Below are 23704 nucleotides of genomic sequence, written 5' to 3'. Positions count from 1 at the left end.
GGGAAGGCCGCGGGGCCGGCCGCCGGAGGGGGCGTTCGACATGGGAGCGGTACGCCTGGTCATGCGGCCGCCCAGACGTCGACCTTCTCGCTGATCATGTGGAGCATCAGAGTGTGGATCTCCTGGATACGCGGGGTCTCGGCGGACGGGGCGAGGAGGAGATGGTCGGCGTGCTTCGCGGCGGCCCCGCCGTCACCGCCGCCGAACAATACCGTCACCGCGCCGTTGGTCCGCGCGGCTTCGAGGGCGGCGACCACGTTGGGTGAGTTGCCGCTCGTGGTGAACGCCGCCACGACGTCGCCGGGGCGGGCCAGCGCGCGGACCTGCCGGGCGAAGACGTCCTCGTAGGCGTAGTCGTTGGCGATGCAGGTCATGACGGTGGCGTCCGTGGTGAGCGTCACCGTGGGCAGCGGGCGGCGGTCGCGCTTGTAGTGGCCGATCAGCTCGCCGGTGAGGTGCTGGGCGTCGGCGGCGCTGCCGCCGTTGCCGAGGGTGTAGACGGTGCCGCCGCGGGTGAACGTCTCGATGAGCACGTCGGCGACGGCCTCGACGGCGGGCAGCAGGGCCGACATGCCGCGCGCGGCGGCCAGGTGGCCCTCGACGTGCGAGGCGAGCAGCGCCGACGCCGATCCCGCCGCCGGGTGGGCGTCAGGGGCGGTCGCGGGTGCCGGTGCCGTGGGTGTGGCGGTGGAGGTCAGGGGTCGGTCAGCCATCGGTCTTTCCTGAGACGAGGTCGTGGGCGACGGCTCCCGCGCCGACCACGCAGACGCCCGTGCCGAGCCGGGCCGGCTCGATCCGGGCGGCGCGGGCCGCGGGCGGCATGGCGTCGCGGGCTACGGCGGCGGCCACGGGGTCGAGGAGCCGGGCGCCCGAACGGGTGACGCCGCCGCCGAGGACGACGAGCTCGGGCTCGAACGCGTTCACCAGGTCGGTGACCGCGCTGCCGAGCGCCCATGTGGTCTCGTCCCAGATCTCCGCGGCGAGCGGGTCGCCTGCCTCGGCGGCGCGGGAGACGTCCTCGGCGGTCGGGAGATCCAGCGAGGACAGGGACGAGGGGCGGCCGGCGGCGAGGGCCTCGCGGGCCCGCTCGGCGATGGCCGTGCCGGACGCGTACGCCTCCAGGCAGCCGTTCCTGCCGCACGTGCAGGGGCGGCCACCCGGCCGCACCATGACGTGTCCGAGCTCGCCGCCGTTGCCCGCGGCGCCCCGGTGCAGGCGCCCGCCGATGACGGAGCCGCCGCCGACGCCCGTGGAAATCGTGAGGTAGAGCATCGTGCTGGTGCCGCGGCCGGCGCCGTAGCGGTGTTCGCCCAGCGCTGCGGCCGTGGCATCGTTCTCAATGACCGCGGGGACGCCGAACGCCTCCGCGGCCATCGCGCCCACCGGGACGTCGATCCACCCCGGCAGGTGGGGCGGGCACTGCACGACGCCCGTGGCGGTGTCGAGCGGGCCGCCGCAGGAGATGCCGACGGCCGCGACCTCGGGCGCGCCGGCCTCCGCGACGGCCTTCCTGCCCAGGTCGAACAGCCTGGACAGGACGCGTCGCGGCCCCTCCTCCCTGCGGGTGGGGGCGAGCTGCCAGCCGTGGATCAGGCCGTCGCCCGTGACGATCCCGGCGGCCAGTTTGGTGCCGCCGATGTCGAGCGACAGGACGGGGGGAACATCGTGCTCCATGGGGGCCTCCGAAACGGGAACGCATGCTGTGACATCGTTCCCACACGGGATCCTAGGCCGACATTTCCCCGCGGGTCAACGCATCCCGGGTCAGCTCTGACCGGCTTCCCGCGCCACCCGCTCCAGCCGGGCCTGGTAGGAGTCCCACCATTCCCGCTCGGCCCGCGGCAGGTTGTCGTTGTCGCGCCGCAGGCCGGCGGCCCCGTCGATGAGCTCCCTGACGATGTCGGCGTGCCCGGCGTGCCGGTTGGTCTCCGCGATGACGTGGACCAGGATCAGGTGCAGCGTCGGCCGCCGGCGCTCCTCCGACCACCACGGCACCTCGCCGACCGCGTCCAGCGGCAGCGCCTCGATGGTCGCGTCCGCGTGCGCCCACACCCGGCGGTAGAGCGCGACGACGTCCTCGCGCGACTCGCCGGCGGTCGCCCACATGTCGGCGTTCGGCTCGGCGTCGTCGGCCATGAACGGCAGCGCCTCGGGGAACGGCCGCCCGAAGGTGTCGCCGAAGTATCCCGCCTCGACACCGGCCAGGTGTTTGACCAGCCCCAGCAGGTTGGTGCCGGTGGGCGTGAGGGGGCGGCGGATGTCGTACTCGGAGAGCCCGTCGAGCTTCCACAGCACGGCTTCACGAACGGACTGCAGGTATCGGCGCAGATCGGACTTGGGTTCAGTCATGCGGACATCTTCCAGCCCGCCGCGGCCTCAGCCCCCGGGCGGCGGGGCCGTGGACTCGCGCTCGACGAGCCGTACGCTGAGCACGGTCGTCACCGAGTCGGACTCGGGGGCCGCGATGCGCTCGTGGAGCCGGCGCACGGCGGTCGCGCCCAGGTTGAAGGTGTCCTGCGAGACCGCGCTGACCATGGGCGAGACCATGCTCATCCAGGGCGCGTCGTCGAACGCGACCAGGCTGACGTCCGCGGGGATCCGCAGCCCGAGCTCGCCGATCGCCCGCCAGACGCCCTCGGCCAGCACGTTGTTGGCCGCGAAGACGGCCGTGGGCCGGTCGGGGGCGCGCAGCATCTCGATGGCCCTGCTGCGGGAGTCGGCGACGTCCCAGCCGGAGGAGACGACCAGGCCGGGCTCGACCTTGATGCCGCCCGCGGCCAGCGCCTCCAGGTAGCCCTGGTAGCGCTCGTAGCCGGTGGCCCAGTCGGTCTCGTCGATGAACAAGGCGATCCTGCGGTGGCCCAGCCCGACCAGGTGGGCGGTGGCCGTACGGGCGCCGACGCGGTTGCCCACCACGACGCCGTCGGTCGAGCCCGCCGCGAACTGGCGGTCGACCTCCACCACCGGGATGCCGTGGGAGGACAGGTACGTGGAGACGGCCGAGGAGTTGGGCGTCACGATCACCCCGGCCACCCGCAGCGCCACGAGCGCCTCGGCGGCCTCGCTCTCGGCCTCGGCCGACAGGCTCGTGTCGGCCAGCACCATCGTGTAGCCGCGCTCGCGCGCCTCGCGGCTGGCCCCGGCGGCCAGCTCCGCGTAGAAGGAGTTGCGCAGGTCGCTCACCAGGACGCCCACCGACCTGCTGACCTGCTGCTTCAGTGTGCGGGCCATGACGTCGGGCACGTACCCGAGCTCGGCCGCGGCACGCAGCACGCGCTCGCGCACGTCGCTGGCCGCGTAGCCGCGACCGGTCAGGGCCCGCGAGACCGTGGAGCGCGAGACGCCGGCGGCCTCGGCGACGTCCTTGATCGTGGGTCTGCGGGAACGGCTGAGGGGGGCACTGCGCCGTTCCGCGGTCATCGTTTCCCTTCCGCGACGACGTCGACGAGCGCCTCGGCGTGCTGCCCGAGGCGCAGGTCGCCAATGGTGAGATCTACGGCGAGGCGTACGCGGCGCCGTGGCACGACGTCGGCCCCGAGACGGAGATGCACCTGCTCCATACCCCCTCCGGGCAGCCTCAGCGTCACGGCCCCCGGTTCGCGCCGCCAGCCGGGCGGGAGGACCGGCTCGACGACGGCCACGGCCTTCTCGGGCCACGGGTTGCGGACGGTGGCCGTCAGCACGATCTCGCCGCCCGCGGGGACGCTCGAATGGTACGGCGTCAGGCGGCAGAGCACACCGTCGGCCCCGAGGTCGAACCGGTCGAGCGGGAGCAGTTCGTGGTGGAGCGAGACCAGCTCGTCACCGCGTTCGGTGAGCATGGCCAGGTAGGCGTCGTCGACCCAGCGGGGCCGCCAGTGGCCGCTGACCATGAGGTCGGGGCGCAGGCGGTTGTAGAGTGCGGCGCTCTTGCGGTAGTCCTCGATGGCGAATCTGTTCTTGTACTGAAAATTCAGGATCTCCTGGCGCTCGCCGGGGATGCCCGATCCGTCCTGCTGGTCGCCGGTGACCAGCACCCGGTGCCCGTCCACCTCGAACTCGTACGCCGCCGCGAACAGCGTGTGCCCCGGCAGGTCGTGCACGGTGATCTCGTACTCCCGCCACCGCACTGTCTCCCCCAGCTCCAGCACGCGGTCGGCGGGGATCGGGTCGAACCACTGGCACGGCAGGTCGTGGTGGAGCGGCACGGCCAGGATCGGCGCGATGTGGGACGGCGCCCAGATCTCGGTGCCCTCGACGTCGCGCAGCAGCGGCATGCCGGCCACGTGGTCGTCGTGGTAGTGGGTGGGGACGGCGACCTCGATGTCGGTGACGCCGTAGCGCTCGCGGAGCGCCGGCAGGGACGCCAGCCAGGGGCGGCGGGCCTGGCGAGCCGTGCTGGTGTACAGGATGCCGGTGGACATGTCGTAGCCGAAGTCGAACACCATGGCCGCGCCCGACTCCGACAGCAGCACGTAGCTGTAGGACTGGCTGCTGCGGTTCATCAGCAGGTGGGGCGTGATCTCGACGAACGGCTCCGCCAGCATGCCGCGCACGTCCCACGGGTGGGGGCGGCGGAAGTCGACGTAGCGCTGCATGGCGGCCGCGAGCCGGCCGAGCGCGTCGTCGGGGTCGGTCATGGGGTCGCCGTGGGAGGGCAGCAGCACGTCGAGCTCCTCCCTGCGGAGCAGCTCGGCGCTGATGACCACCATGGCGGGGCCCTCGTTCTCGGTGTAGGACCACTGGGTCGCGGCCAGGGACCAGACCTTGCCGGGGGCGTAGACGAGGTCGCCGGTGAACGCGGCCCGGCCGACGACGTACGTCACCGATCCCGCGGTGTGGCCGGGCGTGGGCAGGACGCGGACGTCGACGCCGCCGTAGCGGGCCGTGCGGTATTCGGGGACGACGCCGGCCACGGGCACGGACTCGAGCAGCGAGAACCGGTCGTCGCGCAGGTCGTAGTCGTTGTGGAGCCGCCGCGCCGACCACATCTCCTCGACGTCGGCGAACAGCTCGCGCTCGACCGGCGGGACGTGGATCGCGATCCCCGCCTCGGCCGCCCGCACCAGACCCTGGGCCTGGTCGCGGTGGTGATGGGTCATCAGGACGTCGGTGAGACGGTCGAGGCCGAGCTCGCCGAGCAGGTCGAGCACACGGCCGGAACCGAAGTCGACGGCGATCCCGGTGCGCTCCGCGCCCGGATGGGCGGGAGCCTTGATGACATAGACGTTGCAGGTGTCCTCGACGCGGAACACCCCGGGCAAAACTTCGGTCACATCCCTACCCACGAGGCGCGATTGTATCCGGTATCGTTCCCACATGGATGCCCTGGAATGGATCGTCCCCCGTCCGAAAGAGGGTACCCTCGGCTCCGCCTGCGTCGACCTGACCGCCGTCCGCCTGGGTGACGGTCCCGCGAACGCCCTGACGGCCCTGCGCGCCGCGCTGACCACGGCGACCGGCGCGGACGTCGCGGTGGAGATCACGGTCGGCGGCACGGACCTGCCGCCGGAGGGCTACACGCTGACCGCCCGCGACAAACGGGTGCTCATCGCCGCCGCCGACTCCGCCGGGGCGTTCTACGGCGCGCAGACGCTGCTCGCGCTGACCGCCGCGCCGTGCCCCGCGCACGAGCGGTGCGTGCCGGAGGCCGACGTGCGCGACTGGCCCGACCTGCCGCTGCGCGGCACCATCGAGGGCTTCTACGGCACACCGTGGAGCCACGCGGACCGCCTGGAGCACCTGCGCTTCTCGGGCCGCCACAAGCTCAACGCCTACGTCTACGCGCCCAAGGACGACCCGTACCACCGGGAGCGGTGGCGGGAGCCGTACCCGGAGGAGGAGCTGGCGCGGCTGGGCGAGCTGGTCGCGGAGGCGGCGGCGCGGCACGTCAGGTTCGTGTTCGCGCTCAGCCCGGGGCTGTCGATGGTCTACAGCGACCCGGCCGAGCGGGCGGCGCTGCGGGCCAAGGCGGCCCAGGTGTGGGACGCCGGCGTCAGGGAGTACGCGCTGCTGTTCGACGACATCCCGCCCGAGCTGAGCCAGGCGCCCGACCGGGAGGCGTACGGCACTGCGGAGGGCGTGAGCGCGAGCGCCCACGCGGCGGTCTGCCGCGACTTCGCCGAGGAGTTCCTCGCGCCCCGGGGCGCGCGGCGGCCGCTGACCATGGTGCCGACCGACTACGCGGGCACCGGGCGCACGCCGTACCGCGAGCGGCTGGCCGCGGAGCTGCCGGCGGACGTGCTGGTCTGGTGGACGGGCTCCGACATCGTGGTCGGCGAGATCTCCGCCGCCGACATGACGGCCGCGGCGGCGTCGTACGGGCACCAGGTGGCGTTGTGGGACAACTTCCCGGTCAACGACTTCGACTTCGACCGGGTGTTCCTCGGGCCGCTGGTGGGGCGGGACACCGAGCTGGACGGCGTGCCGCTGGCGGGCATCACGGCCAACCCGATGGTGCAGGCGGCGGCCTCGCGCATCGCGCTGACGACGGTGGCCGACTACGCCTGGCACCTCGCGGCCTACGATCCGGCGCGCTCCCACGCGCGGGCGGTGCGGCTGCTGCCGGGGGCCTCGGCGCTGCTGCCGCTGGTGGAGGCGTGCTCGGCGTGGCCGCCCGGGGCCGACCAGAGCCCGGCGCTGACCGCGCTGTGCGCCGCCGTGCTGAAGGGTGACGATCCCGGGGAACTGCGGGCGGAGCTGACGCGGCTGGCGGAGCTGCCGGCGGACGTGCCGGGGCCGATCGCGGCCGAGCTGGCCCGCTGGGTGCCGGCGGCCCGCGACATGGGCGCGGCCGGCCTGGCCGCCCTCGGGCTGCTGGCGGGCGACCGGACGCCGGCCGAGGTCGAGGCGGCGCTCGCTCTCGCTGAGTCCCACAAGGCGAACGTCCTGCGCCGCGTGATCCCCCCGTTCGTCCGCGAGGCCCTGGAACGCGCCCGCGCCTGACGGGGACAAGGGCCCAGGCGCGCCGGGCCCTTCACGGGTGCCAAGCGCAGCGGACCATCAGGCCGCCCCCGTCGCGGGTGAAAAGCCCGGCGCACACTGCGCCGCCCCCGTCGCAGGTGAACGGCCCACATCGGGCCGCCCCCGTCGCACGGGAAAAGCCGGCGCACACTTCGCCGGTTTTCCCGTGTCAGAGGGAGAGCACCTGGCCGGCGGCCCTGAGGTCGTCCTGGAGGGCGGCCACGTCCACGTCCTGCACGGGCTTGCCGGTCGAGGCGGCCGCCGCGGCGGCGAGGCCGGCGGCGTGGCCGAGCATCTGGTACTGCACCTCCATCCGGACGGAGGAGAACGCCACGTGCGAGGCCGACACGCAGACCGGCACCAGCAGGTTCACGCACTCCTCCCGCCGCGGCACGATCGCGCCGTACGGGATCTGGTACGGCGCCACCCCAACCGACAGGTACCCCTCGGTGACCACCATCGGCACCGGTTCGGGGTGCTCGTACACCCGCCGCCAGGTCCGCTGCACCTCTCGGATGTCGATGTGGTACGACCCCATCGCCACCACGTCCTCCTGGCGACACCCCTGGACCAGGTCGTGCTCGGTGAGATGTTTCTCCCCCAGCATCCGCCGCGCCTCGCGCACGTAGAGCTGGTGCGGCAGGTGCCCGGTGTCGGCGAACTCGTCGGCGGGCAGCCCCCACCGCCCCAGCTCGGCCCGCACGTGCGCGGGCACCTCGGGGTCGTGTGACAGGAAGTACAGCAGGTCCTGCGCGTGGCGCAGGTGGTGCAGGCGGATCCGCTCGCGCTCCTCGGGCCCTGCGTCGGGGTAGGCCCACGCGGAACGGTCGAGCACGCTGAGCGAGAACGGCCCGAGCGAGTTGCCGTCGGCCTTGCCGTTCGGCAGGTTCGGCTCCAGCCCGACCAGCCGCCCGGCGCGCACCTCGACGCCCTGCTCGCGCCAGTGCCGGAACAACCGGCGCCCCAGCTCCCAGTGCTCCGCGTCGTAGCCGGGCCGCCGCTCGAACGGGATCCGGTCGGGCGCGGTGCTCATGCAGACGCGGTAGCCGTACGACATGACGCCGCCGTCGCCCGCGCCCACCTCGGCCATCGGCCCGTCCGCGACCTGCGGCAGCAGCGTGCCGTCGGCGCGGAACGGCGAGATCCACGGCGGGAAGTTGTGCATGCCGGGCACGACCTCGCGCCGCCCGGCGAAGGTCTCGCCGTGCAGTGTCCGGTCCTCGCGGCCGACCCGGTAACTCACTCCGGCGGCGGCCATCAGGTCGCCCTCGTAGCTCGCGTCCACGAACACCCCGGCCGCGTACGCGCCGCGCGCCGTCGTGACGGACGCGATCCGTCCCTCGGAGGTGTCCGCGCCGGTCAGGCTCGCGTCGTACACCACCTCCACGCCCGCGCGTTCCAGCCAGGACAGGAAGATCTCCTCGGCGACGTGCGGCTCGGGTCCGGCGTAGTGGCCGGGCGCGACCCCGTAGGCGTCGGCGACGGCCCGCCGGAACTCGGCGGCCATGCCGCCCAGCACGCGGGCGTCGCCGATGTCGGTGTAGCCGAGCCCGCCGGAGGTCATGCCGCCGGCGTGCCGGCCGGGTGCGAGCAGCACGGTGTCCAGGCCGCGCCGGGCGGCGGCGACGGCGGCGCACACGCCGCCCGACGTCGCGCCGTACACGACCACTTCCGCCTGCCGCCGGCCGGCCGGCAGCTCCGCCTGACTCATGCCGGCCACCACCACGACGCCACCTGCCGCAGGTCGGCGCCGGTGATCTCCTCGCTGGAGTTGTCGATGGCGTCCACGTAGTACAGCGCGGGCACGCCCAACTCGGGCTGGGCCCGCGCGTACGCCAGCCAGTCGGCCCTGCTCGGCATGGGCCACTGGTCGGTGTCGATGAGGTGGCCGGGCATCGCGTGGCGGGCCACCGCGTGGCGGTAACGGAGCTGGTCGACGGCCGGCACGGGTTCGCCGCGGGCGTCGACCTCCAGCACGTCGTTGAGCCTGATCATGTCGCTGACGCCGGCGAAGGCGGGATGCGGGGTGTGCGTGATCATGAGAGCGTCGGGTTTGACCTGCTTGGCGGCGTCGTACATGGTGGCGAGCAGCTCGTGCAGGAGGGCCAAACCCCACGTGGAGCCGTACGTCTTCAGGTGGGAGCCGCTGGGTGACCACTGTGTGAAGTCGATCTTGAAGCCGTCGGCGTCGAGGTCGCCGAGGAGCCGTTCCATGATCGACCGGATGCGGAGCCGGTAGGCGGGGTTCGACGGGTCGGCCGCCACGGGGCGCCCCCCGGCGTCGGTCACGCACTCCTCCGCCGGCAGCCCGTCGGCCGACCAGGCCCGCCACCACAGCAGCACGCGCTGGCCGCGTGCGTGCCGGTCGGCGATCCAGCCGCGCAGGTCCGGCCACTTGGCTTCGTCGGTCCGCAGGTCGCCGTACGTGAGCTGCCACCGGTCGTCGATCACGATCGTGCCGGGCACGATGCCGTGCTCCTCCAGGCGGGCCAGCCAGCCGTCGTACCGGTCCTGGCGGGACAGCTCGACCGGCGAGACGCCGTCGGCCGCGGCGCACTGGGCGCCCCAGCCGCAGAAGATCGGCTCGCTCCACCACGCGTGCCGCTCCCCCGCCGGGCCCTCCGAGGCCAGGCCGTGCGCGACGAGATCGGCGCGGTGGTGGGAGATCGCCTCCCAGGGCGACTCCGCCGCCCGGAACACCACCGCGGGCGAGGTCCAGGCCCCGCGCACCTCGGTGTGGCCCTCGTAGTCGAAGCGCAGCAGCGCCCCGCCGTCCAGCGGCTCGTAGGCGACCTCGGTGAAGGTCAGGTCGGCGATCCCGGCCCGTACGGACGCGCCCAGCCAGGGCCCGCCGGGCACCGCCGTGGCGCCGTCCGGCTCGTCCTTGCAGAAGGCCAGCACGAGCGGCGGCGGGGAGAAGACCGCGTGCAGCCGGCCCGGCGAGGCGTCGCCGACGACGGTGAGCGCCACGGCCGCCGACACCGGCCGCACCACCCGCACGGGGTGGGCGGGGGTGGGGCTGAAGACGCCGCGCGCGTGCACACCCGACCGGAACACTCCGGACGCGCGGGTGTTGAGCACGGCCCGCCCGCCGAGCAGCGTCACGTCGCCGAGCACGCCGTCGCCCTCCACCCGCACCTCGACGGCGACCGTCTCGGGCGTGCAGGTGAGCCGGACGGTCTTGCTCTCCCACGCGGTGCTGCGCTGGGGGAAGTCGAAGACCGCGACGTCGCCGCGCTCGGCGAGCACGGACGGCAGGGTCTCGTACGTCTCGTCGCGCCCGCCCCTGGTGTGCGCCGAGGCGATCAGGCTGAGCGTCATCCAGCCTTCCAGCTCGGCGCTGGGATCGGTACGCGAGACGGTCAGGTGGTAGTGGCCGCTGTCCAGGTGGTAGGCCGCGTCCGTGGTGGTGATCCGCATGGGTTAACCGAATGCCTCGATCCTGGGCAGGGCGGGGGCGGCGCCGCCCGCGGCGATGAGCCGGGCGTAGTAGCGCCCGGAGTCCTTGACGGTACGCGCGCCGGTGGCGTGGTCGACGTGCACGAGCCCGAACCTGGGCCGGTAGCCGAGCGCCCACTCGAAGTTGTCCATGAGCGACCAGTGCAGGTATCCGCGCACGTCGGCGCCGGCCTCGACGGCCTGGCGGACGGCCTCGACGTGGTCGCGCAGGAACGCGATCCTGCGGGTGTCGTGCACCTGGCCGTCGTGGGTGGGGGCGTCGCCGAAGACGCCGCCGTTCTCGGTGACCATCAGCGGGGTGCCGGGGAAGCGGCGGCTCAGCCCGACGAGCAGGTCGCGCAGCGAGCCGGGGCTGATCTCCCAGCCCTCGTCGGTCCTGGCCACGTCACCGCTGGGCCCGACCACCCGCCAGGGGAACGGGCCGGGCGGCGCGGCGGCCATGACGCGCCGGGTGTAGTAGTTGATGCCGAGGAAGTCGCTGCGGCCCCCGATGGCGGCCTCGTCGCCGTCGCGGACGAAGTCGAGCCCGTGGCCGAGCGCCCGCTCCCAGTGCGCCCGCATGTCGGCGGGGTAGCCGTCGCCGAGCAGCGGGTCGAGATACCAGCGGTTGACGTAGCCGTCGCTGCCGACCGCCGCCGCCCGGTCCTCCTCGCTGTCGGTGGCCGGGTCGCAGGGGAAGAGGCTGAGCGCCGCCCCCGCCTTCGTCCCCGGGTACGCGTGCAGCACGTCGGCCGCCGCGCCGTGACCGAGCAGCACGTGGTGGCCGGCCTGGACCGCCGTGCCCAGGTCGGCGACGCCGGGGGCGTGCAGGCCGAGCTGGTAGCCGAGCAGCGCGATGATCCACGGCTCGTTCTGGGTGATCCACCAGGTGACGCGGTCGGCCAGCCGGCCGGCGACCGCCTCGGCGTAGGTGGCGAAGGCGTCCACCGTGGAACGCTCGGCCCAGGTCAGGGACGCCGGCATGTCCCAGTGGTTGAGCGTGAGCACGGGCTCGGCGCCCGCCTCCAGCAGCGCGTCGGTGAAGCGCTCGTAGTGGTCGAGCGCCTTGGGGTCGGGGTGCGCGCCGTCCGGCATGACCCGCGACCAGCCGGTCGAGAAGCGGTACGCGGTGAGCCCCAGCTCCTTGACCAGCGCGACGTCCTCGCGCCAGCGCAGGAACGAGTCGCAGGCCCGCGAGCCGTCGCCGCCGCCCTCGACCGCGCCGGGCCGCCGGCAGAACACGTCCCACACCGACTCGCCGCGGCCATAATGACCCTCGATCTGGTACGCGGACGTGCCCGCGCCCCACAGGAATCCTTGGGGAAAACTCATCATTTGCCGCCGGTGGTCGCGATGCCCTTGACGAAGTGCTTCTGGCCGAGGAAGAACAGGATGATCATCGGGATGGTGGTGATCACGCTGGCCGTCATGACGATCTCCCAGTGCCACTCACCGCCGAAGCCGAACTGGTCGAGCAGCGCCTTCAGCCCGCGCGGCACGGTGAAGGTGGAGGAGTCGCGCAGGTAGATGAGCGGCCGCATGAGGTCCGTCCACGCCGCCTGGAACTCGAACAGCAGCGTCACCACGACCGCCGGTTTGCACAGCGGCAGCGCGATGCGGGTGAAGATCCGCCAGTTGTTCGCCCCGTCGATCTTCGCCGCCTCGAACGGCTCCCGCGGCAGCCCGAGGAAGAACTGCCGCAGCAGGAAGATGTAGAACGCGCTGCCGAACAGGTTCTGCGCCCACAGCGGCGTGAGGGTGCCGACCATGCCGAGGGAGTTCCAGATGAGGAACACCGGGATCATGGTGACCGCGCCCGGCAGCATCATGGTGGCCAGCACCAGCCCGAACAGCGGGCCCCTGCCGGGGAAGCGGAAGTAGGCGAACCCCCACGCCACCATGGCGCTGGTGATCGTCACGGCCACCGCGGCGAGGACGGTCACCAGCAACGTGTTGAACATCCACAGCGCCAGCGGCGCCTCCTGCCACACCCGGATGTAGTTGTCGAAGGTGAACGTCTCCGGCAGGATCCGGTGGTCGAACACCTCACTGCGCGGCTTGAACGACGCGCTGAGCAGCCAGATGAACGGGTAGATGAAGGCGATGGTGAACGCGATCAGCGCCGCCCAGATCAGGATCTTCCTGAGCCGCCTCACGGGTTGCCCCCTTCGTAGTGCACGAATCGCCTGGTCACCAGCATCTGCACGGCCGTGATCGCCATGATCACGATGAACAGCAGCCAGGCCAGCGCCGAGGCGTAGCCCATGTGCAGGAACTCGAAGGCCTGCTGGAACAGGTAGATCGCGTAGAACAGCGCCGCGTCGTTGCTGTAGGTGGTATTGCCGGCGCCGAAGAAGGCGGTGTACGCCTCGGTGAACGACTGCAGGGCGTTGATGCTGTCCACGATGAACAGGAAGAACAGCGTGGGGCTGATCATCGGCACGGTGATCCGCAGGGTGCGCTTCCACCAGCCGGCCCCGTCGACGAGGGCGGAGTCGTACAGCTCCTGGGGGACGCCGCGCAGCGCGGCCAGCATGATGACCACCGACGAGCCGACCGTCCACAGGTTCATCAGCACCAGACCGGGCTTGATCCAGTCGGGGTCGGTGGTCCAGGCCGGGCCGTCGATGCCGAAGATCCCGAGGAAGCCGTTGACCAGGCCGCTCTGGCCGTTGAACAGCATCAGCAGCAGGATGCCGATCGCGACCGGCGGCGTCATCTTCGGCAGGAAGAAGGCCGTGCGGAAGAAGCCGCTCGCCTTCGTCACGCTGTTGAGCAGCAGCGCGAGGCCGAGCGAGACGATCAGCTGGGTCGGCACCGACATCACGGCGTAGATGAACGTGTTACGCAGCGCGAGCCCGACCTTCGGATCCTCGAAGAGGGTCACGTAGTTGTCGAAGCCGACGAAGTTCGGGTCGTTGATGACGTCGTAGTCGGTCAGCGACAGGTACGCGCTGTTGATGACGGGCCAGGCGGTGAAGATCAGGAAACCGATGATCCAGGGGCTGATGAACAGCAGCGCCGCCCGGGTCTCGGTGAACCGCATGGTCCGCCATCGCGGTGTCCGGGTAGAAGCCATGTCAGTTCGTACGCTTCGTCCAGCTCGCCCATGCCTTGTCCAGGGCCGCCTGCGCGTCCTGCTGGGCTCTGTCGAGCGCCTGCTTGGGCTCCTCCTGACCGTTGAGCACCCGGTTCACCGCGTCCTGCCAGGCGGTCTTGAACTCGGAGTCGGCGGGGTTGGCCGGGAGGCTGAAGGTGTGGTCGTTGGCCTCGTAGAAGGCCTTGACGCCGGAGTCCCAGGGCTCGCCGCCCGAGGTCAGCATCTTCTCGATCTCCTCGTCGGCCTTGACGTTGCCGGTGAGGACGCCCGTGAACGGCTTGTTCTCCTTCTTCCGTTCCGCCAGGCGGGCCTCGGCGGCGGCCTTCCACGAATCGACGAGCGTCATGGTCTTGGCGAAGCGGCAGGCGACGCCGGGGTTCTTCGCGCCGCGCGGGATGGCCCAGGAGGAGCCGGACGAGTACGCCAGCGGCTCGCCCTGCTTGCTGCGGAAGGTGTCGAACGCCAGTGGCGCGTCGTGCGAGACGTCGCTGAGCACGTTGACGTACCACTGCTCCATCGGCATGGCGCCCAGCTCACCGGTGGCGAACTGGTTGCCCTTGCCGAAGAAGTCGGCCGAGTCGCGCAGCGCCTTGACCTTGGCGAAGCCGCCCTGGGCCGCGTAGATGCCGACGGCGAACTCCAGCGCCTCCACCACCTGCGGGCTGTTGAGCTGCGCGGTCTTGCCGTCGGCCGACAGCAGGTCGGCGCCGTTCGCCTTGGCCCACAGCGGCAGGAACTCCGGCAGCTTGCTGTCGAAGCCGATCACCTGCAGCTTGCCGCCGGGCGCCTTGTACAGCTTCTTCGCGGCGGCGGTGGCCTTCTCCCAGTCGGAGCCGTTGACGTCGTCGATGGTCAGCCCGGCCTTCTCGAGCAGGTCGGCGTTGGCCATCGTGATCTGGACCTGGTTGAACTCGGGGACGCCCCAGATCTCGTTCCCGAAGGTGACCTGGGCCAGGGCGTTCTTGTTGTACATCGAGGTGTCGATCTGCTCGCCCTCGATGCAGGCGGTCAGCGGCACGATGGCGCCCCGGGAGGCGAACGTGCCGATCTGGTCGCGGTTGGCGTAGATGACGTCCGGCGGGTCGCCGGCGGCCACGGACGACAGGAACTGCTGGATGTCGAGGTCGCCCTCGACGAGCTTCACGTCCGCGCCGCCCAGGGCCTTCTCGGCCAGCTCGACGCGGGTCGAGCCGATCTCGTCGGTGGCGCCGAAGCCCATGACGGTGATGGTGCCGTCAAAGGTGGCGCTGGGGTTGAACTGGCCGGCCGTCGGTGAGGGCGCGGACGCGCCGCCGGTGCCCTTGGCACAGGAGGTGAGCGCCAGCGCCAGCGACACCGAAAGGACGGACCAGCGGACGAATGGGCTTCTCATGGGGGTTACGCCTCCACACTGATCAAGCGGGGCACGAGGCAGGCTGATGACGGCCACGTGGCGCCAGGCCAGTGTGGCAACGTTCACACATCTGAGAACGTACCCATACCGCTGAAATCCCGTCAACCACTCATATCACTGCGTTTCCGTGTCGTTAAGTGGCCGCAGCGATGTGGGACACCGCCCTGGGACGCCCACACCACCTTCCCGGCCGGGACTTCCATACGCACCAAGGGCCCGGCCGCGACGCGGCCGGGCCCTTGGTGCGCAGGCGCCCCGGGGCAGGGGTCGGGCGCCTGGCCAGGGGGACGGTCTAGTGCTTGCTGGCCTTCTCCATGCCGACGCCGGTGAGCGAGCGGACCTCGATCTCGGCGTACTTGGCGGCGTTGTACTCCTTGCTGAGGACCGTGCCGATCCAGCCGCACAGGAAGCCCAGCGGGATCGAGATGATGCCGGGGTTGCTCAGCGGGAACCAGGCGAAGTCGGCCGTCTTGATCAGCGCCGTCTCCGAGCCGGACACGACCGGCGAGAAGATCACCAGCAGCAGGGCGGAGACGAGGCCACCGTAGATCGCCGAGACCGCGCCGGCGGTGTTGAACCTCTTCCAGAACAGGCTGTAGAGGATCGCCGGCAGGTTGCCCGAGGCCGCCACCGCGAACGCCAGCGCCACCAGGAACGCCACGTTCTGCCCCTGGGCGAGGATGCCGAGGCCGATCGCCACCGCGCCGATCACGAAGGCGGAGATGCGGGCCACGACGACCTCCTGCCGCTCGCTGGCCTGGCCGCGCCTGAAGACGTGCGCGTACAGGTCGTGGGCGAAGCTGGAGGAGGAGGCGAGCGTGAGCCCGGCGACCACGGCCAGGATCGTGGCGAAGGCGACGGCGCCGATGAGCGCGAGCAGGATGGTGCCGCCGACCGCGCCGAACATCTCCTGTCCGATCTGCTGGGCCAGCATCGGCGCCGCCGTGTTGCCCGCCGCGTCGCCCGCGGCGATGGCCTCCGCTCCGACCAGGGCCGCCGCGCCGAAGCCGAGGACCAGGGTGAGCAGGTAGAACACGCCGATGATGCCGATGCCCCACAGGACGGACTTGCGGGCGTCCTTCGCCGTGGGGACGGTGTAGAAGCGGATGAGGATGTGCGGCAGACCGGCCGTGCCGAGCACCAGCGCCAGGCCCAGGCTGATGAGGTCGATCTTGCCGGCCAGGCCCTGCGCCTCGGTGCCGTACTTCAGGCCGGGGCTGAGGAAGCTCTGCGGGTTGGCCTCGGGGCCGCTGACCGTCGCCGCCTGGCCGAGCAGGGCCGAGAGGTTGAAGCCGAAGTTGGCCAGGACGAGCACGGTCACCAGAGCGGCGCCGCCCATGAGCAGCACGGCCTTGACGATCTGGACCCAGGTGGTGCCCTTCATGCCGCCGAACACCACGTACACGATCATCAGGGCGCCGACGCCGACGATCGTCCACGCCTTGCCCGCGTCGCCGGTGATGCCGAGCAGCAGGCCGACCAGCGCGCCCGCGCCGACCATCTGGGCCAGCAGGTAGAAGATGCTGACCACGATCGTGGACACGCCGGCCGCCGTGCGGACCGGGCGTGGGCTCATCCGGAACGCCAGCACGTCGGCCATGGTGAACTTGCCGGAGTTCCGCATCAGCTCGGCGACCAGCAGCAGCGCGACCAGCCACGCCACCAGGAAGCCGATCGAGTACAGGAACCCGTCGTAGCCGGACAACGCGATGATGCCCGCGATGCCGAGGAAGGAGGCGGCCGACATGTAGTCGCCGCCGATCGCCAGGCCGTTCTGCACACCGCTGAACGAGCGGCCGCCCGCGTAGTAGTCGGCCGCCGTCTTGGTCTGACGGCTGGCCCAGAAGGTGATCCCCAGCGTGGCGGCCACGAAGGTGAGGAAGAGGATCATCCCCAGGGTGGTCGAGCTCACTTGGCCTTCTCCTCAACCTCGTGGCGGAGCTTGTCGGCGATCGGGTCGAACTTCCTCTCGGCGTGCCTGGAGTACGCCCAGGCGATGAGGAAGGTCGAGACGAACTGCAACAAGCCGAGGATCAGCCCGACGTTGATGTGGCCGAGCACCTCGATCGCCATGAAGCCGCGCGCCCAGCCGGACAGCACCACGTAGAGCAGATACCACGCGAGGAACGCCACGGTCATGGGGAACGTCCAGCGGCGGAACCGCCGCTTCAGGTCCTGGAACTCGCTGCTCTCCTGCACTTGTTCATAGACAGATGCGTCATGTTCTTTGGTCGTCACGAGACCTCCACTGTGATGCGGATCACGCCCAACGTAAGAGCGCAACCTACCCGTCGTGGAGGCCCGTGACGGCGTTCTTCGGCGAGCCGCTGCGGGCGGGCGATTAGTTGGTCGTGGCGTGCGGTGAAAGGTCTGTATCGCACGACGAGCGGTCGGCCATCCCGTTCAACCCTTTACCGCCCCGGCGGTGAGTCCTTCGACGATGTAGCGCCGGATGGCCGCGAAGAGCACGAGCGTCGGCACCACCGAGACCACCGTGGCCGCCGCCATGGAGCCCCAGTCGATGTCGTACTGGGTGATGAACGAGTTCATCGCCACGGGGATCGTCTTGGCGTCCTCGCTGTCGATGAACGTGATCGCCAGGAAGAGCTCGTTCCAGCACTGCACGAACGCGAAGATGAACGTCGCCGCGATCCCCGGCAGCATGACCGGGATCACCACCCGCACCATCGCGCCCAGCCGGGAGGCCCCGTCCACCTGGGCCGCCTCCTCCAGCGCCACCGGCACCCGCTCGTAGAAGCCGCGCATGATGATCGTCGCGAACGGCACCAGCATCGCCACGTACACCAGCATCAGCCCCGCCAGCCGGTTGAGCAGGCCGAGGTCGGACATCAGCAGGTAGAGCGGCGCGAGCGCGATGAACAGCGGGATCATCTGGGTGACCAGGTACGCCAGCATCACCGCCCCGCGCCCCGGGAAGGAGAAGCGGGCCAGCGTGTAGCCGCCGAGCACCCCGATCACCGTCACCACCGCGGCCGCGACGAGCGAGACGACCAGCGAGTTCGCCAGGTACGTCCCGAAGTCGGCGAACGAGAACAGCTCCTCGTAGTGCTCGAACGTCACCTCGCCCGGCCAGTAGCGCAGCGGCAGCGAGAAGATCTCCGACTGCGGCTTGAGCGAGGTGACGACGATCCAGTAGAGCGGGAACAGGGTCACCAGCAGCCACGCGCCGAGCACGACGACCTTGGCCGCGGTCGCGAGGCGTCTCAACGTGACCTCTCGAAGCGGGTGGCGTTCAGGTAGAAGACGCTGAAGGACAGCAGCAGGCCGAGCACGAGCAGGCCCACCGCGCCCGCGCGGCCGTAGTCGCCGCCGGCGACCTGCTGGATGAGGAAGGTCGTGATGATGTCGGTGCCGCCGGCCGGGCCGCCGCCGGTCATGGCGTAGATCAGGTCGGGGAAGTTCAGGATCCAGATGATCCGCAGCAGCACGATCAGGGCCAGGGTGGGCCGGATGTGCGGCAGCGTCACGTGCCAGAACTGCCGCAGCCGCGCGGCGCCGTCCACCGCGGCGGCCTCGTACAGCTCCTTGGGCACCGACTGCAGCGCGGCCATGATCATGATGGCGAAGAACGTGACGCCATACCAGATGTTGGCCACGATGACCGAGGTCATCGCCCAGCCGGGCGTGGCCAGGAAGCCGACGCGCTCGTCGATGACGCCCGCCTTGAGCAGCAGGTCGTTGATCACGCCGAACTGCCCGTTGAACATCCACCGCCACAGCAGGCCGATGAGGAATCCCGACATGGCCCACGGGAAGAACACCCACGCCTGGTAGAGCCCCCGGCCGCGGAAGTGGCGGCGCAGCAGCAGCGCCAGCCCGAAGCCGAGGAAGAACTGGAAGAACAGCGACACGACGACCCACGTGCCGGTGTTGCGCAGCGCCGTCCAGAACCGGTCCTCCCCGAGGACGGCCCGGAAGTTCTCCAGGCCGACGAACGGCGTCGAGGTCAGGTCGAACAGGTTGTAGCGCTGAAAAGCGATCACCGCGCCCCGGATCACCGGGTAGTACGTGAACACGGCCACGAACACCGCACCGGGCAACAGGCACAGCCCGACGAACGCCGCCCGGCGCGCGGTGAAGACGCGCGGCGGGCTCAAGAGACCTTCCCGGCCTGGTCCGCCCAGAAGGAGTCCCACTTGCCGAGCACCTCGGCGACGGTCGTCCTGCCGGTGATCAAGGACTGGATGTCGCGGTCGGAGTCGACGGTGAACTGGCTCCAGCCCGGGTAGTCCACCGGCCTGATCGTCGTCACCTGTTTCGGGTCCTGCTGCGCCTGCAGGTACGCCTTCCACGCGCCCTGCGAGAACTGCGGGTCGTCCTGGGCCTGCTTCGAGATCGGGATCAGGGAGTTGCCCTTGGCGAAGGCGATGCTCTGCTCGGCCTCCGACAGGAACTGCACCAGCTTCACCGCCTCCTTCTGGTGCCGGGTGAAGGAGGTCACGCCCCAGCCGGCGTAGCCGACGGGCTGGAAGGCGTAGCCGGTCGGGCCCTTGGGGATGGGGGCGGTGGACCAGTTGGCCAGGCCGCTCTCCTCGACGGTCTTGATCACCTCGGGGTCCTGGATGAGCATGCCGGTCACGCCCGAGGTGAAGCCCTGCACCATCTCGGGGAAGCCCCAGGCCACCGAGTCGGGCGGCGACGCCTCCTTGAAGATCTTGACGAAGAGGTCGAGCGCCTGGGCCGCCTCGGGGGTGGAGAAGATCGTCCGCTTGTCCTTGAGGTAGAAGGACTTCTCGGGGTCCAGGGCCTCGCCGTTGTACGCGCTGATCATCATGACCGCGTAGTCAGCGCCGCCCTTGCCGCCGCGGAACGCGTAGCCGTACCGGTCGCCCGTGGTCATCCGCCTGCCGGCCTCGTACAGCTCCTGCCAGGTCGTGGGGGGCCGCGCCATGCCGAAGTCCGTGCGGTAGAAGAGCGTGCGCTGGTAGAAGCCGTACGGGATCAGGTACGCCTTGCCGCCGACCTCGACGGCCTTGTTCCGGGCCAGCTCGGTCAGGTCCGACCAGCCGGGCCACGTGTCGGTGGGCAGCTCGGCCAGCCAGCCGTTGTTCGAGAAGGACTTGGCCGTGTGGTCGCGCACCTCCAGCACGTCCAGGTCCTTCTTCGTCTGCAGGATCTGGGTGATCTTCTGGTCGGCGCTGTCGAGGGGCGGGGAGATGAGCTCGACGGTGACGCCCGGGTTGGCCTTCTCGAAGCCGGCGATCAGTGACTTGATGAGCTTCGTACGTTCGGGACTGGTCAGGCTCTCGATCAGGCGGAGCCGGATCTCCGACGAGGAGGAGCCGGAGCCGCAACCCGCGAGCACCAGCATGGCGGCGGCCGCGACGGACAGGAGGGGCTTTTTCATGACGAGCCTCCAGCGTTGTACAGACAGCGCTGTCAGTCACGTTAGGTTTCGCCCCTCCTGCGGTCAATCACAGGCTTACGCCAGTTCCTCCAGTGCTGCCCCGAGATCCTTGGTCAACGTGTCGGCGGGCTCCAGGCCGACCGAGAGGCGGACGAGGCCGACAGGGATGCCCATGGTGGACCGGACGCTCTCCTCGACGGTCAGCGCGGGCGCGTTCACCAGGCTCTCGAACCCACCCCACGACACCCCGATCCTGAAATGCCGCAACTTATCGAGAAAAGCGCCGACTTCCTGCCGTGAGTCGGTGTCGAGCACGAAGCTGAACAGGCTGGAGAAGCCCGACATCTGCCGCAGCGCGATCGCGTGCCCGGGATGCGAGGGCAGCCCGGGATGGTTCACCGAGCGGACCACCGGGTGCTGCTCCAGGAACGCGGCCACGGCCAGGCCCCGCTCCTGGTGGGCGGCCATCCGTACGGGCAGCGTGCGCAGACCCTTGATCACCTTGGCCGCGTCGTGCGGCGACATGGCCGCCCCGTACAGCTGGTACTCGGTCAGCGCCAGCGGCCTGATCAGCCGGGCCGGCCCCACGACCACGCCGCCCACCAGGTCGCTGTGACCGCCGACGTATTTCGACAACGAGTGCACCACGAGGTCGACGCCCATCGTCAGCGGCTTCTGGAACAGCGGCGTGGACCAGGTGTTGTCCATCGCGGTCACCAGACCCCGCTCCCGCGCCCACGCGGTCACCTCCGCGATGTCCACCACCTCGTACGCCATGTAGGAGGGGGACTCGAAGTACAGTAGGCGGGTGCTCGCCTTGATAGCGCTGTCACATCCCGCGAGGTCGTCGACGTGCGTATGCGTGACCCCGTACTTCTCCAGGTAGCGCAGGAACTGCGTGGTCGGCCCGTAGACCGCCCCCAGCACCAGCACGTGGTCCCCGGCCGACACGAGCGACGAGATCGTCGCCGAGATGGCGCCCATCCCCGAGCCGAAACACTTGGCCCGCTCCCCCCGCTCCAGCGCCGCGAGCTTGCGCTGGGCGAGGTCGACGGTCGGGTTGGTGCCGCGCCAGTAGACGTAGCGCTCGTCCTCGTTCCTGATCGCCTCGCCGAGCTCCTCTGCCGAGCCGAACGTGAACAGCGAGTTCTCGAACACCGGCGGGTTGACCGCCCCCAGGATCCAGGGCTCGTCCTCGCCCAGCCGGCCGCAGATCCACTCGTCATCATGCATGGGGGCAGACTATGACAGAGCAGGACATCAGGCCCGAGCTCGGCAACCGTCCCGCCCCGCGCAGACCCACCATGGCGGACGTGGCCCGGCACGCCGGCGTGAGCCTCAAGACCGTCTCCCGCGTCGTCAACCGCGAGCCGCACGTCCGGGCCACGCTGCGGCGGCGGGTGCAGGCGGCGATCAGCGCGCTCGGCTACCGCCGCAACGAGGCCGCCGCCCGCCTGGCGCGGGGCGCGACCGTGCTGACGCTCGGCCTGGTGATGGAGAACCTCGCCAACGAGTTCTCCTCGCGCCTGGCCGCCGCGGTCGAGGCCGCGGCGGCCGCGCACGAGGCGCTGGTGGTGTTCGGCTCCTACGAGGAGCGCCCCGGCAAGGAGCGTGTGCTCATCGAGTCCATGTACGCGCGCGGCGTCGACTGCCTGATCGTCGTCCCGTCGGCGGCCGACCACGCCTGGCTGGCCGGGCACCCCGGCCTGACCACGGTCTTCGTCGACCGCGTGCCGCCGGGCCTCGCGGCGGCCGACGTCGTGCTGCTGGACGACGAGCGCGGCGGGCGCGCCGCCACCGAGCACCTGCTCGCGCGGGGGCATCGCCGGATCGCGCTCGTCTCCGACGACGACGGGCTGAGCTCGGTGCACGACCGGGCGACCGGCTACCGTACGGCGCTGGGGGCGGCAGGGGTGGCGGCCGACGAGGCGCTGGTGGTGCGCGGGGTGTTCGACCCGTGGCGGGTGACAAACGAGGTCACCCGCCTGCTCGACCTGCCCGAGCCGCCCACGGCGTTCTTCGCCACCAACAACCGCGCCGCGATCGGCATCCTGCAGGCGCTGCGCGAACGCCCGGAGCGGCCGGCGTACGTGGGGTTCGACGACTTCGCGCTGGCCGACGTCTTCAACCCGGGCGTGACGGTGGTCCGCTACGACGTGACCCGCCTCGCCCGCAGCGCCCTGGACCTGCTCCTCAACCCCGCGCCGTCGCCCCGCCGGGTGAAGGTCCCGGTGGAGCTGGTGGCGAGAGGCTCAGGCGAACTCCCGCCCCCGTGACCGCACCCCCGAGACTCAGGTGGCGTTCGTGATGCGGTCGAGCCATTCGGCGAGCAGAACGCTCTCGGCGGGCGACAAGGAACTCGTCCCGTACCGGCGTAGCGCCTCGCGCAGGGCCACGGTCGATGTGCAGGTGCCAGGCTCGGCGCAGGTCGGCCACCGGGTCCTCGCTCTGGCCGAGGGCCTGCTTGTCGGCCAGGTAGTCCTGGAAGCCGTAGGAGGCGACGGCGTCGAGCAGTCCTTCCTTGTCGCCGAACAGCCGGTAGAGCGTCGGCGCCTGGATGCCCGCGGCCGCGCACACCGCGCGGGTGGACACCACGCCTGGCAGGTGGACGGATGGAGCTTCGACGACCTGCTGCGCGGACTGCGGGTGGCCGACGCCTCGGTGATCCCCGCGATCCCGTCGGCCAACACCAACGCGACCGTCTACGCCATCGCCGAACGCGCGGCCGAACTGGTCACGGCCCTGGTCCCGGGCGCCTGACGTCGTCGAGCAGCGCGCCCCGTCACCGGCCGCCCTGGTCGCTCGCCCCGGCGCTCCCCGAGGACAGGCGGGAGAGCGCGGAACGTACGGCTTCCTCGGATCGGCCGATCACCGCGGACCCGTCGTCGGCCGTGATGATCGGCCGCTGGATGAGGATCGGGTGCTCCGCCAGCGCGCTGATCCACCGGTCACGGGTCTGCGCGTCGCGCGGCCAGGCGTCCATGCCCAGCTCGGCCGCCCGCGCCTCACCGGTCCTCGTGATGTCCCACGGTTCGAGGCCGAGCCGGGTCAGGACCTCGCGGATCTCGGCCGCGTCCGGCGGGTCCTCCAGGTAGCGGCGCACGGTGTACTCGGCGGCCTCGGCGTCCAGGACGGACAGGGCGGAGCGGCACTTGGAGCACGCGGGGTTGATCCAGATCTCCATGGCATACGACGGTATCGGCCGTCCGGGCTCGCGTCCTGCTCGGAGGCCGGCAAGAGGAGGACCCGCGCCGGCGGTTTCACGGCCGTGACACCCCGAGCCCCGGCGGCCCGCCCCACCGGCCTCGGGGTCACGGGACGGGGGGCTGATCCTCGTACGCCTCGCGCAGGACCTCGGCCAGCTCGTCGGCCAGGTCGGTGGTGGCCGCGACGATGCCGCTCCAGCGCCTGGTGAGGTCGGTGTCCAGCTCGACGGGGCGGCCGAAGACGTCCCTGACCGCGC

The 23704-nt window shown here is 71.1% G+C and carries 21 protein-coding genes and 1 pseudogene; 3 read left to right on the top strand and 19 right to left on the bottom strand.

Annotated features, from left to right (window positions below; all coding sequences use genetic code 11):
• Positions 1–59 precede the first annotated feature (59 nt).
• The 5 genes from E1286_RS32555 to E1286_RS32535 all read right to left on the bottom strand — a co-directional run bounded on the left by E1286_RS32555 (position 60) and on the right by E1286_RS32535 (position 5267).
• Positions 60–713 carry a D-sedoheptulose-7-phosphate isomerase gene (locus tag E1286_RS32555; RefSeq protein WP_223190631.1) on the bottom strand — a complete coding sequence of 218 codons (654 nt, stop codon included), beginning with the start codon at positions 711–713 and terminating at the stop codon, positions 60–62.
• Complete coding sequence (locus E1286_RS32550) at positions 706–1674, bottom strand: ROK family protein (protein ID WP_132618586.1); 969 nt, start codon at positions 1672–1674, stop codon at positions 706–708. The genes E1286_RS32555 and E1286_RS32550 overlap by 8 nt, the downstream gene beginning before the upstream one ends.
• A gap of 90 nt (positions 1675–1764) precedes the next feature.
• Entirely contained in the window at positions 1765–2349 is a 585-nt protein-coding gene (locus E1286_RS32545; RefSeq protein ID WP_132618584.1) for a DinB family protein, read from the bottom strand.
• A gap of 27 nt (positions 2350–2376) precedes the next feature.
• A complete protein-coding gene (locus E1286_RS32540; protein WP_132618582.1) occupies positions 2377–3420 on the bottom strand; it encodes a LacI family DNA-binding transcriptional regulator in 1044 nt (347 codons plus the stop codon).
• Complete coding sequence (locus tag E1286_RS32535; protein ID WP_223190629.1) at positions 3417–5267, bottom strand: MBL fold metallo-hydrolase; 1851 nt, start codon at positions 5265–5267, stop codon at positions 3417–3419. Before E1286_RS32535 ends, E1286_RS32540 begins: the two co-directional genes overlap by 4 nt.
• A 31-nt stretch (positions 5268–5298) precedes the next feature.
• Between E1286_RS32535 and E1286_RS32530 the strand changes: the two genes are divergently transcribed.
• Complete coding sequence (locus E1286_RS32530; protein ID WP_132618578.1) at positions 5299–6924, top strand: glycoside hydrolase family 84 protein; 1626 nt, start codon at positions 5299–5301, stop codon at positions 6922–6924.
• Between the two features lie 187 nt (positions 6925–7111).
• Here the strand turns inward: E1286_RS32530 and E1286_RS32525 are convergent, their stop codons facing one another.
• The 12 genes from E1286_RS32525 to E1286_RS32470 all read right to left on the bottom strand — a co-directional run bounded on the left by E1286_RS32525 (position 7112) and on the right by E1286_RS32470 (position 21474).
• The gene (locus E1286_RS32525) at positions 7112–8653 is read right to left on the bottom strand and encodes an FAD-dependent oxidoreductase (protein ID WP_132618576.1); all 1542 of its coding nucleotides are present in this window, start codon (positions 8651–8653) and stop codon (positions 7112–7114) included.
• Positions 8650–10362 (bottom strand): alpha-amylase family protein, encoded by a 1713-nt coding sequence (locus E1286_RS32520; RefSeq protein ID WP_132618574.1) that lies wholly within the window; start codon positions 10360–10362, stop codon positions 8650–8652. The genes E1286_RS32525 and E1286_RS32520 overlap by 4 nt, the downstream gene beginning before the upstream one ends.
• Positions 10363–10365: 3 nt before the next feature.
• Positions 10366–11715, bottom strand: coding sequence for a GH1 family beta-glucosidase (locus E1286_RS32515; protein ID WP_132618572.1), 1350 nt, complete (start codon positions 11713–11715; stop codon positions 10366–10368).
• Complete coding sequence (locus E1286_RS32510; RefSeq protein WP_165970013.1) at positions 11712–12536, bottom strand: carbohydrate ABC transporter permease; 825 nt, start codon at positions 12534–12536, stop codon at positions 11712–11714. Before E1286_RS32510 ends, E1286_RS32515 begins: the two co-directional genes overlap by 4 nt.
• Complete coding sequence (locus E1286_RS32505; protein ID WP_132618570.1) at positions 12533–13426, bottom strand: carbohydrate ABC transporter permease; 894 nt, start codon at positions 13424–13426, stop codon at positions 12533–12535. Before E1286_RS32505 ends, E1286_RS32510 begins: the two co-directional genes overlap by 4 nt.
• A 34-nt stretch (positions 13427–13460) precedes the next feature.
• A complete protein-coding gene (locus E1286_RS32500; RefSeq protein WP_132618568.1) occupies positions 13461–14852 on the bottom strand; it encodes an ABC transporter substrate-binding protein in 1392 nt (463 codons plus the stop codon).
• 313 nt (positions 14853–15165) lie between these two features.
• Positions 15166–16764: a solute symporter family protein gene (locus E1286_RS32495; RefSeq protein ID WP_132618592.1), complete on the bottom strand. Its 1599-nt coding sequence runs from the start codon at positions 16762–16764 to the stop codon at positions 15166–15168.
• A gap of 17 nt (positions 16765–16781) precedes the next feature.
• On the bottom strand, positions 16782–17111 hold the full coding sequence (locus tag E1286_RS32490; protein ID WP_132618566.1) for a DUF485 domain-containing protein: 330 nt from the start codon (positions 17109–17111) through the stop codon (positions 16782–16784).
• Between the two features lie 165 nt (positions 17112–17276).
• Entirely contained in the window at positions 17277–18101 is an 825-nt protein-coding gene (locus E1286_RS32485) for a carbohydrate ABC transporter permease (RefSeq protein ID WP_132618564.1), read from the bottom strand.
• A complete protein-coding gene (locus E1286_RS32480) occupies positions 18098–18991 on the bottom strand; it encodes a carbohydrate ABC transporter permease (RefSeq protein WP_223190625.1) in 894 nt (297 codons plus the stop codon). Before E1286_RS32480 ends, E1286_RS32485 begins: the two co-directional genes overlap by 4 nt.
• A complete protein-coding gene (locus E1286_RS32475) occupies positions 18988–20241 on the bottom strand; it encodes an ABC transporter substrate-binding protein (RefSeq protein WP_132618560.1) in 1254 nt (417 codons plus the stop codon). Before E1286_RS32475 ends, E1286_RS32480 begins: the two co-directional genes overlap by 4 nt.
• A gap of 75 nt (positions 20242–20316) precedes the next feature.
• On the bottom strand, positions 20317–21474 hold the full coding sequence (locus tag E1286_RS32470; RefSeq protein ID WP_132618558.1) for a trans-sulfuration enzyme family protein: 1158 nt from the start codon (positions 21472–21474) through the stop codon (positions 20317–20319).
• 11 nt (positions 21475–21485) lie between these two features.
• On the opposite strand from E1286_RS32470, the gene E1286_RS32465 reads away from it, so the two are divergent.
• The gene (locus E1286_RS32465) at positions 21486–22517 is read left to right on the top strand and encodes a LacI family DNA-binding transcriptional regulator (protein WP_132618556.1); all 1032 of its coding nucleotides are present in this window, start codon (positions 21486–21488) and stop codon (positions 22515–22517) included.
• Here E1286_RS32465 and E1286_RS51790 read toward each other — a convergent pair.
• On the bottom strand, positions 22435–22818 hold the full coding sequence (locus tag E1286_RS51790; RefSeq protein ID WP_342776285.1) for a TetR/AcrR family transcriptional regulator: 384 nt from the start codon (positions 22816–22818) through the stop codon (positions 22435–22437). The genes E1286_RS32465 and E1286_RS51790 overlap by 83 nt on opposite strands.
• Positions 22819–22872: 54 nt before the next feature.
• Between E1286_RS51790 and E1286_RS50700 the strand changes: the two are divergent.
• Positions 22873–23001, top strand: a pseudogene (locus E1286_RS50700) (GMC oxidoreductase); the annotation flags it as partial.
• Between the two features lie 22 nt (positions 23002–23023).
• Here E1286_RS50700 and E1286_RS32450 read toward each other — a convergent pair.
• On the bottom strand, positions 23024–23425 hold the full coding sequence (locus E1286_RS32450; protein WP_132618554.1) for an arsenate reductase family protein: 402 nt from the start codon (positions 23423–23425) through the stop codon (positions 23024–23026).
• Positions 23426–23704 lie beyond the last annotated feature (279 nt).

The organism is Nonomuraea terrae, assembly GCF_004348995.1.
Classification (GTDB): domain Bacteria; phylum Actinomycetota; class Actinomycetes; order Streptosporangiales; family Streptosporangiaceae; genus Nonomuraea; species Nonomuraea terrae.
The sequence above is the reverse complement of the archived record's forward strand: the minus strand, read 5'-3'. Positions and strand labels throughout refer to the sequence as shown.

Excerpts from the sequence above, each read along its gene's own strand:
- E1286_RS32555 (WP_223190631.1), bottom strand. The coding sequence starts at position 713 with ATGGCTGACCGACCCCTGACCTCCACCGCCACACCCACGGCACCGGCA.
- E1286_RS32550 (WP_132618586.1), bottom strand. The coding sequence starts at position 1,674 with ATGGAGCACGATGTTCCCCCCGTCCTGTCGCTCGACATCGGCGGCACC.
- E1286_RS32545 (WP_132618584.1), bottom strand. The coding sequence starts at position 2,349 with ATGACTGAACCCAAGTCCGATCTGCGCCGATACCTGCAGTCCGTTCGT.
- E1286_RS32540 (WP_132618582.1), bottom strand. The coding sequence starts at position 3,420 with ATGACCGCGGAACGGCGCAGTGCCCCCCTCAGCCGTTCCCGCAGACCC.
- E1286_RS32530 (WP_132618578.1), top strand. The coding sequence starts at position 5,299 with ATGGATGCCCTGGAATGGATCGTCCCCCGTCCGAAAGAGGGTACCCTC.
- E1286_RS32525 (WP_132618576.1), bottom strand. The coding sequence starts at position 8,653 with ATGAGTCAGGCGGAGCTGCCGGCCGGCCGGCGGCAGGCGGAAGTGGTC.
- E1286_RS32520 (WP_132618574.1), bottom strand. The coding sequence starts at position 10,362 with ATGCGGATCACCACCACGGACGCGGCCTACCACCTGGACAGCGGCCAC.
- E1286_RS32515 (WP_132618572.1), bottom strand. The coding sequence starts at position 11,715 with ATGATGAGTTTTCCCCAAGGATTCCTGTGGGGCGCGGGCACGTCCGCG.
- E1286_RS32505 (WP_132618570.1), bottom strand. The coding sequence starts at position 13,426 with ATGCGGTTCACCGAGACCCGGGCGGCGCTGCTGTTCATCAGCCCCTGG.
- E1286_RS32500 (WP_132618568.1), bottom strand. The coding sequence starts at position 14,852 with ATGAGAAGCCCATTCGTCCGCTGGTCCGTCCTTTCGGTGTCGCTGGCG.
- E1286_RS32495 (WP_132618592.1), bottom strand. The coding sequence starts at position 16,764 with ATGATCCTCTTCCTCACCTTCGTGGCCGCCACGCTGGGGATCACCTTC.
- E1286_RS32475 (WP_132618560.1), bottom strand. The coding sequence starts at position 20,241 with ATGAAAAAGCCCCTCCTGTCCGTCGCGGCCGCCGCCATGCTGGTGCTC.
- E1286_RS32470 (WP_132618558.1), bottom strand. The coding sequence starts at position 21,474 with ATGCATGATGACGAGTGGATCTGCGGCCGGCTGGGCGAGGACGAGCCC.
- E1286_RS32465 (WP_132618556.1), top strand. The coding sequence starts at position 21,486 with ATGACAGAGCAGGACATCAGGCCCGAGCTCGGCAACCGTCCCGCCCCG.
- E1286_RS32450 (WP_132618554.1), bottom strand. The coding sequence starts at position 23,425 with ATGGAGATCTGGATCAACCCCGCGTGCTCCAAGTGCCGCTCCGCCCTG.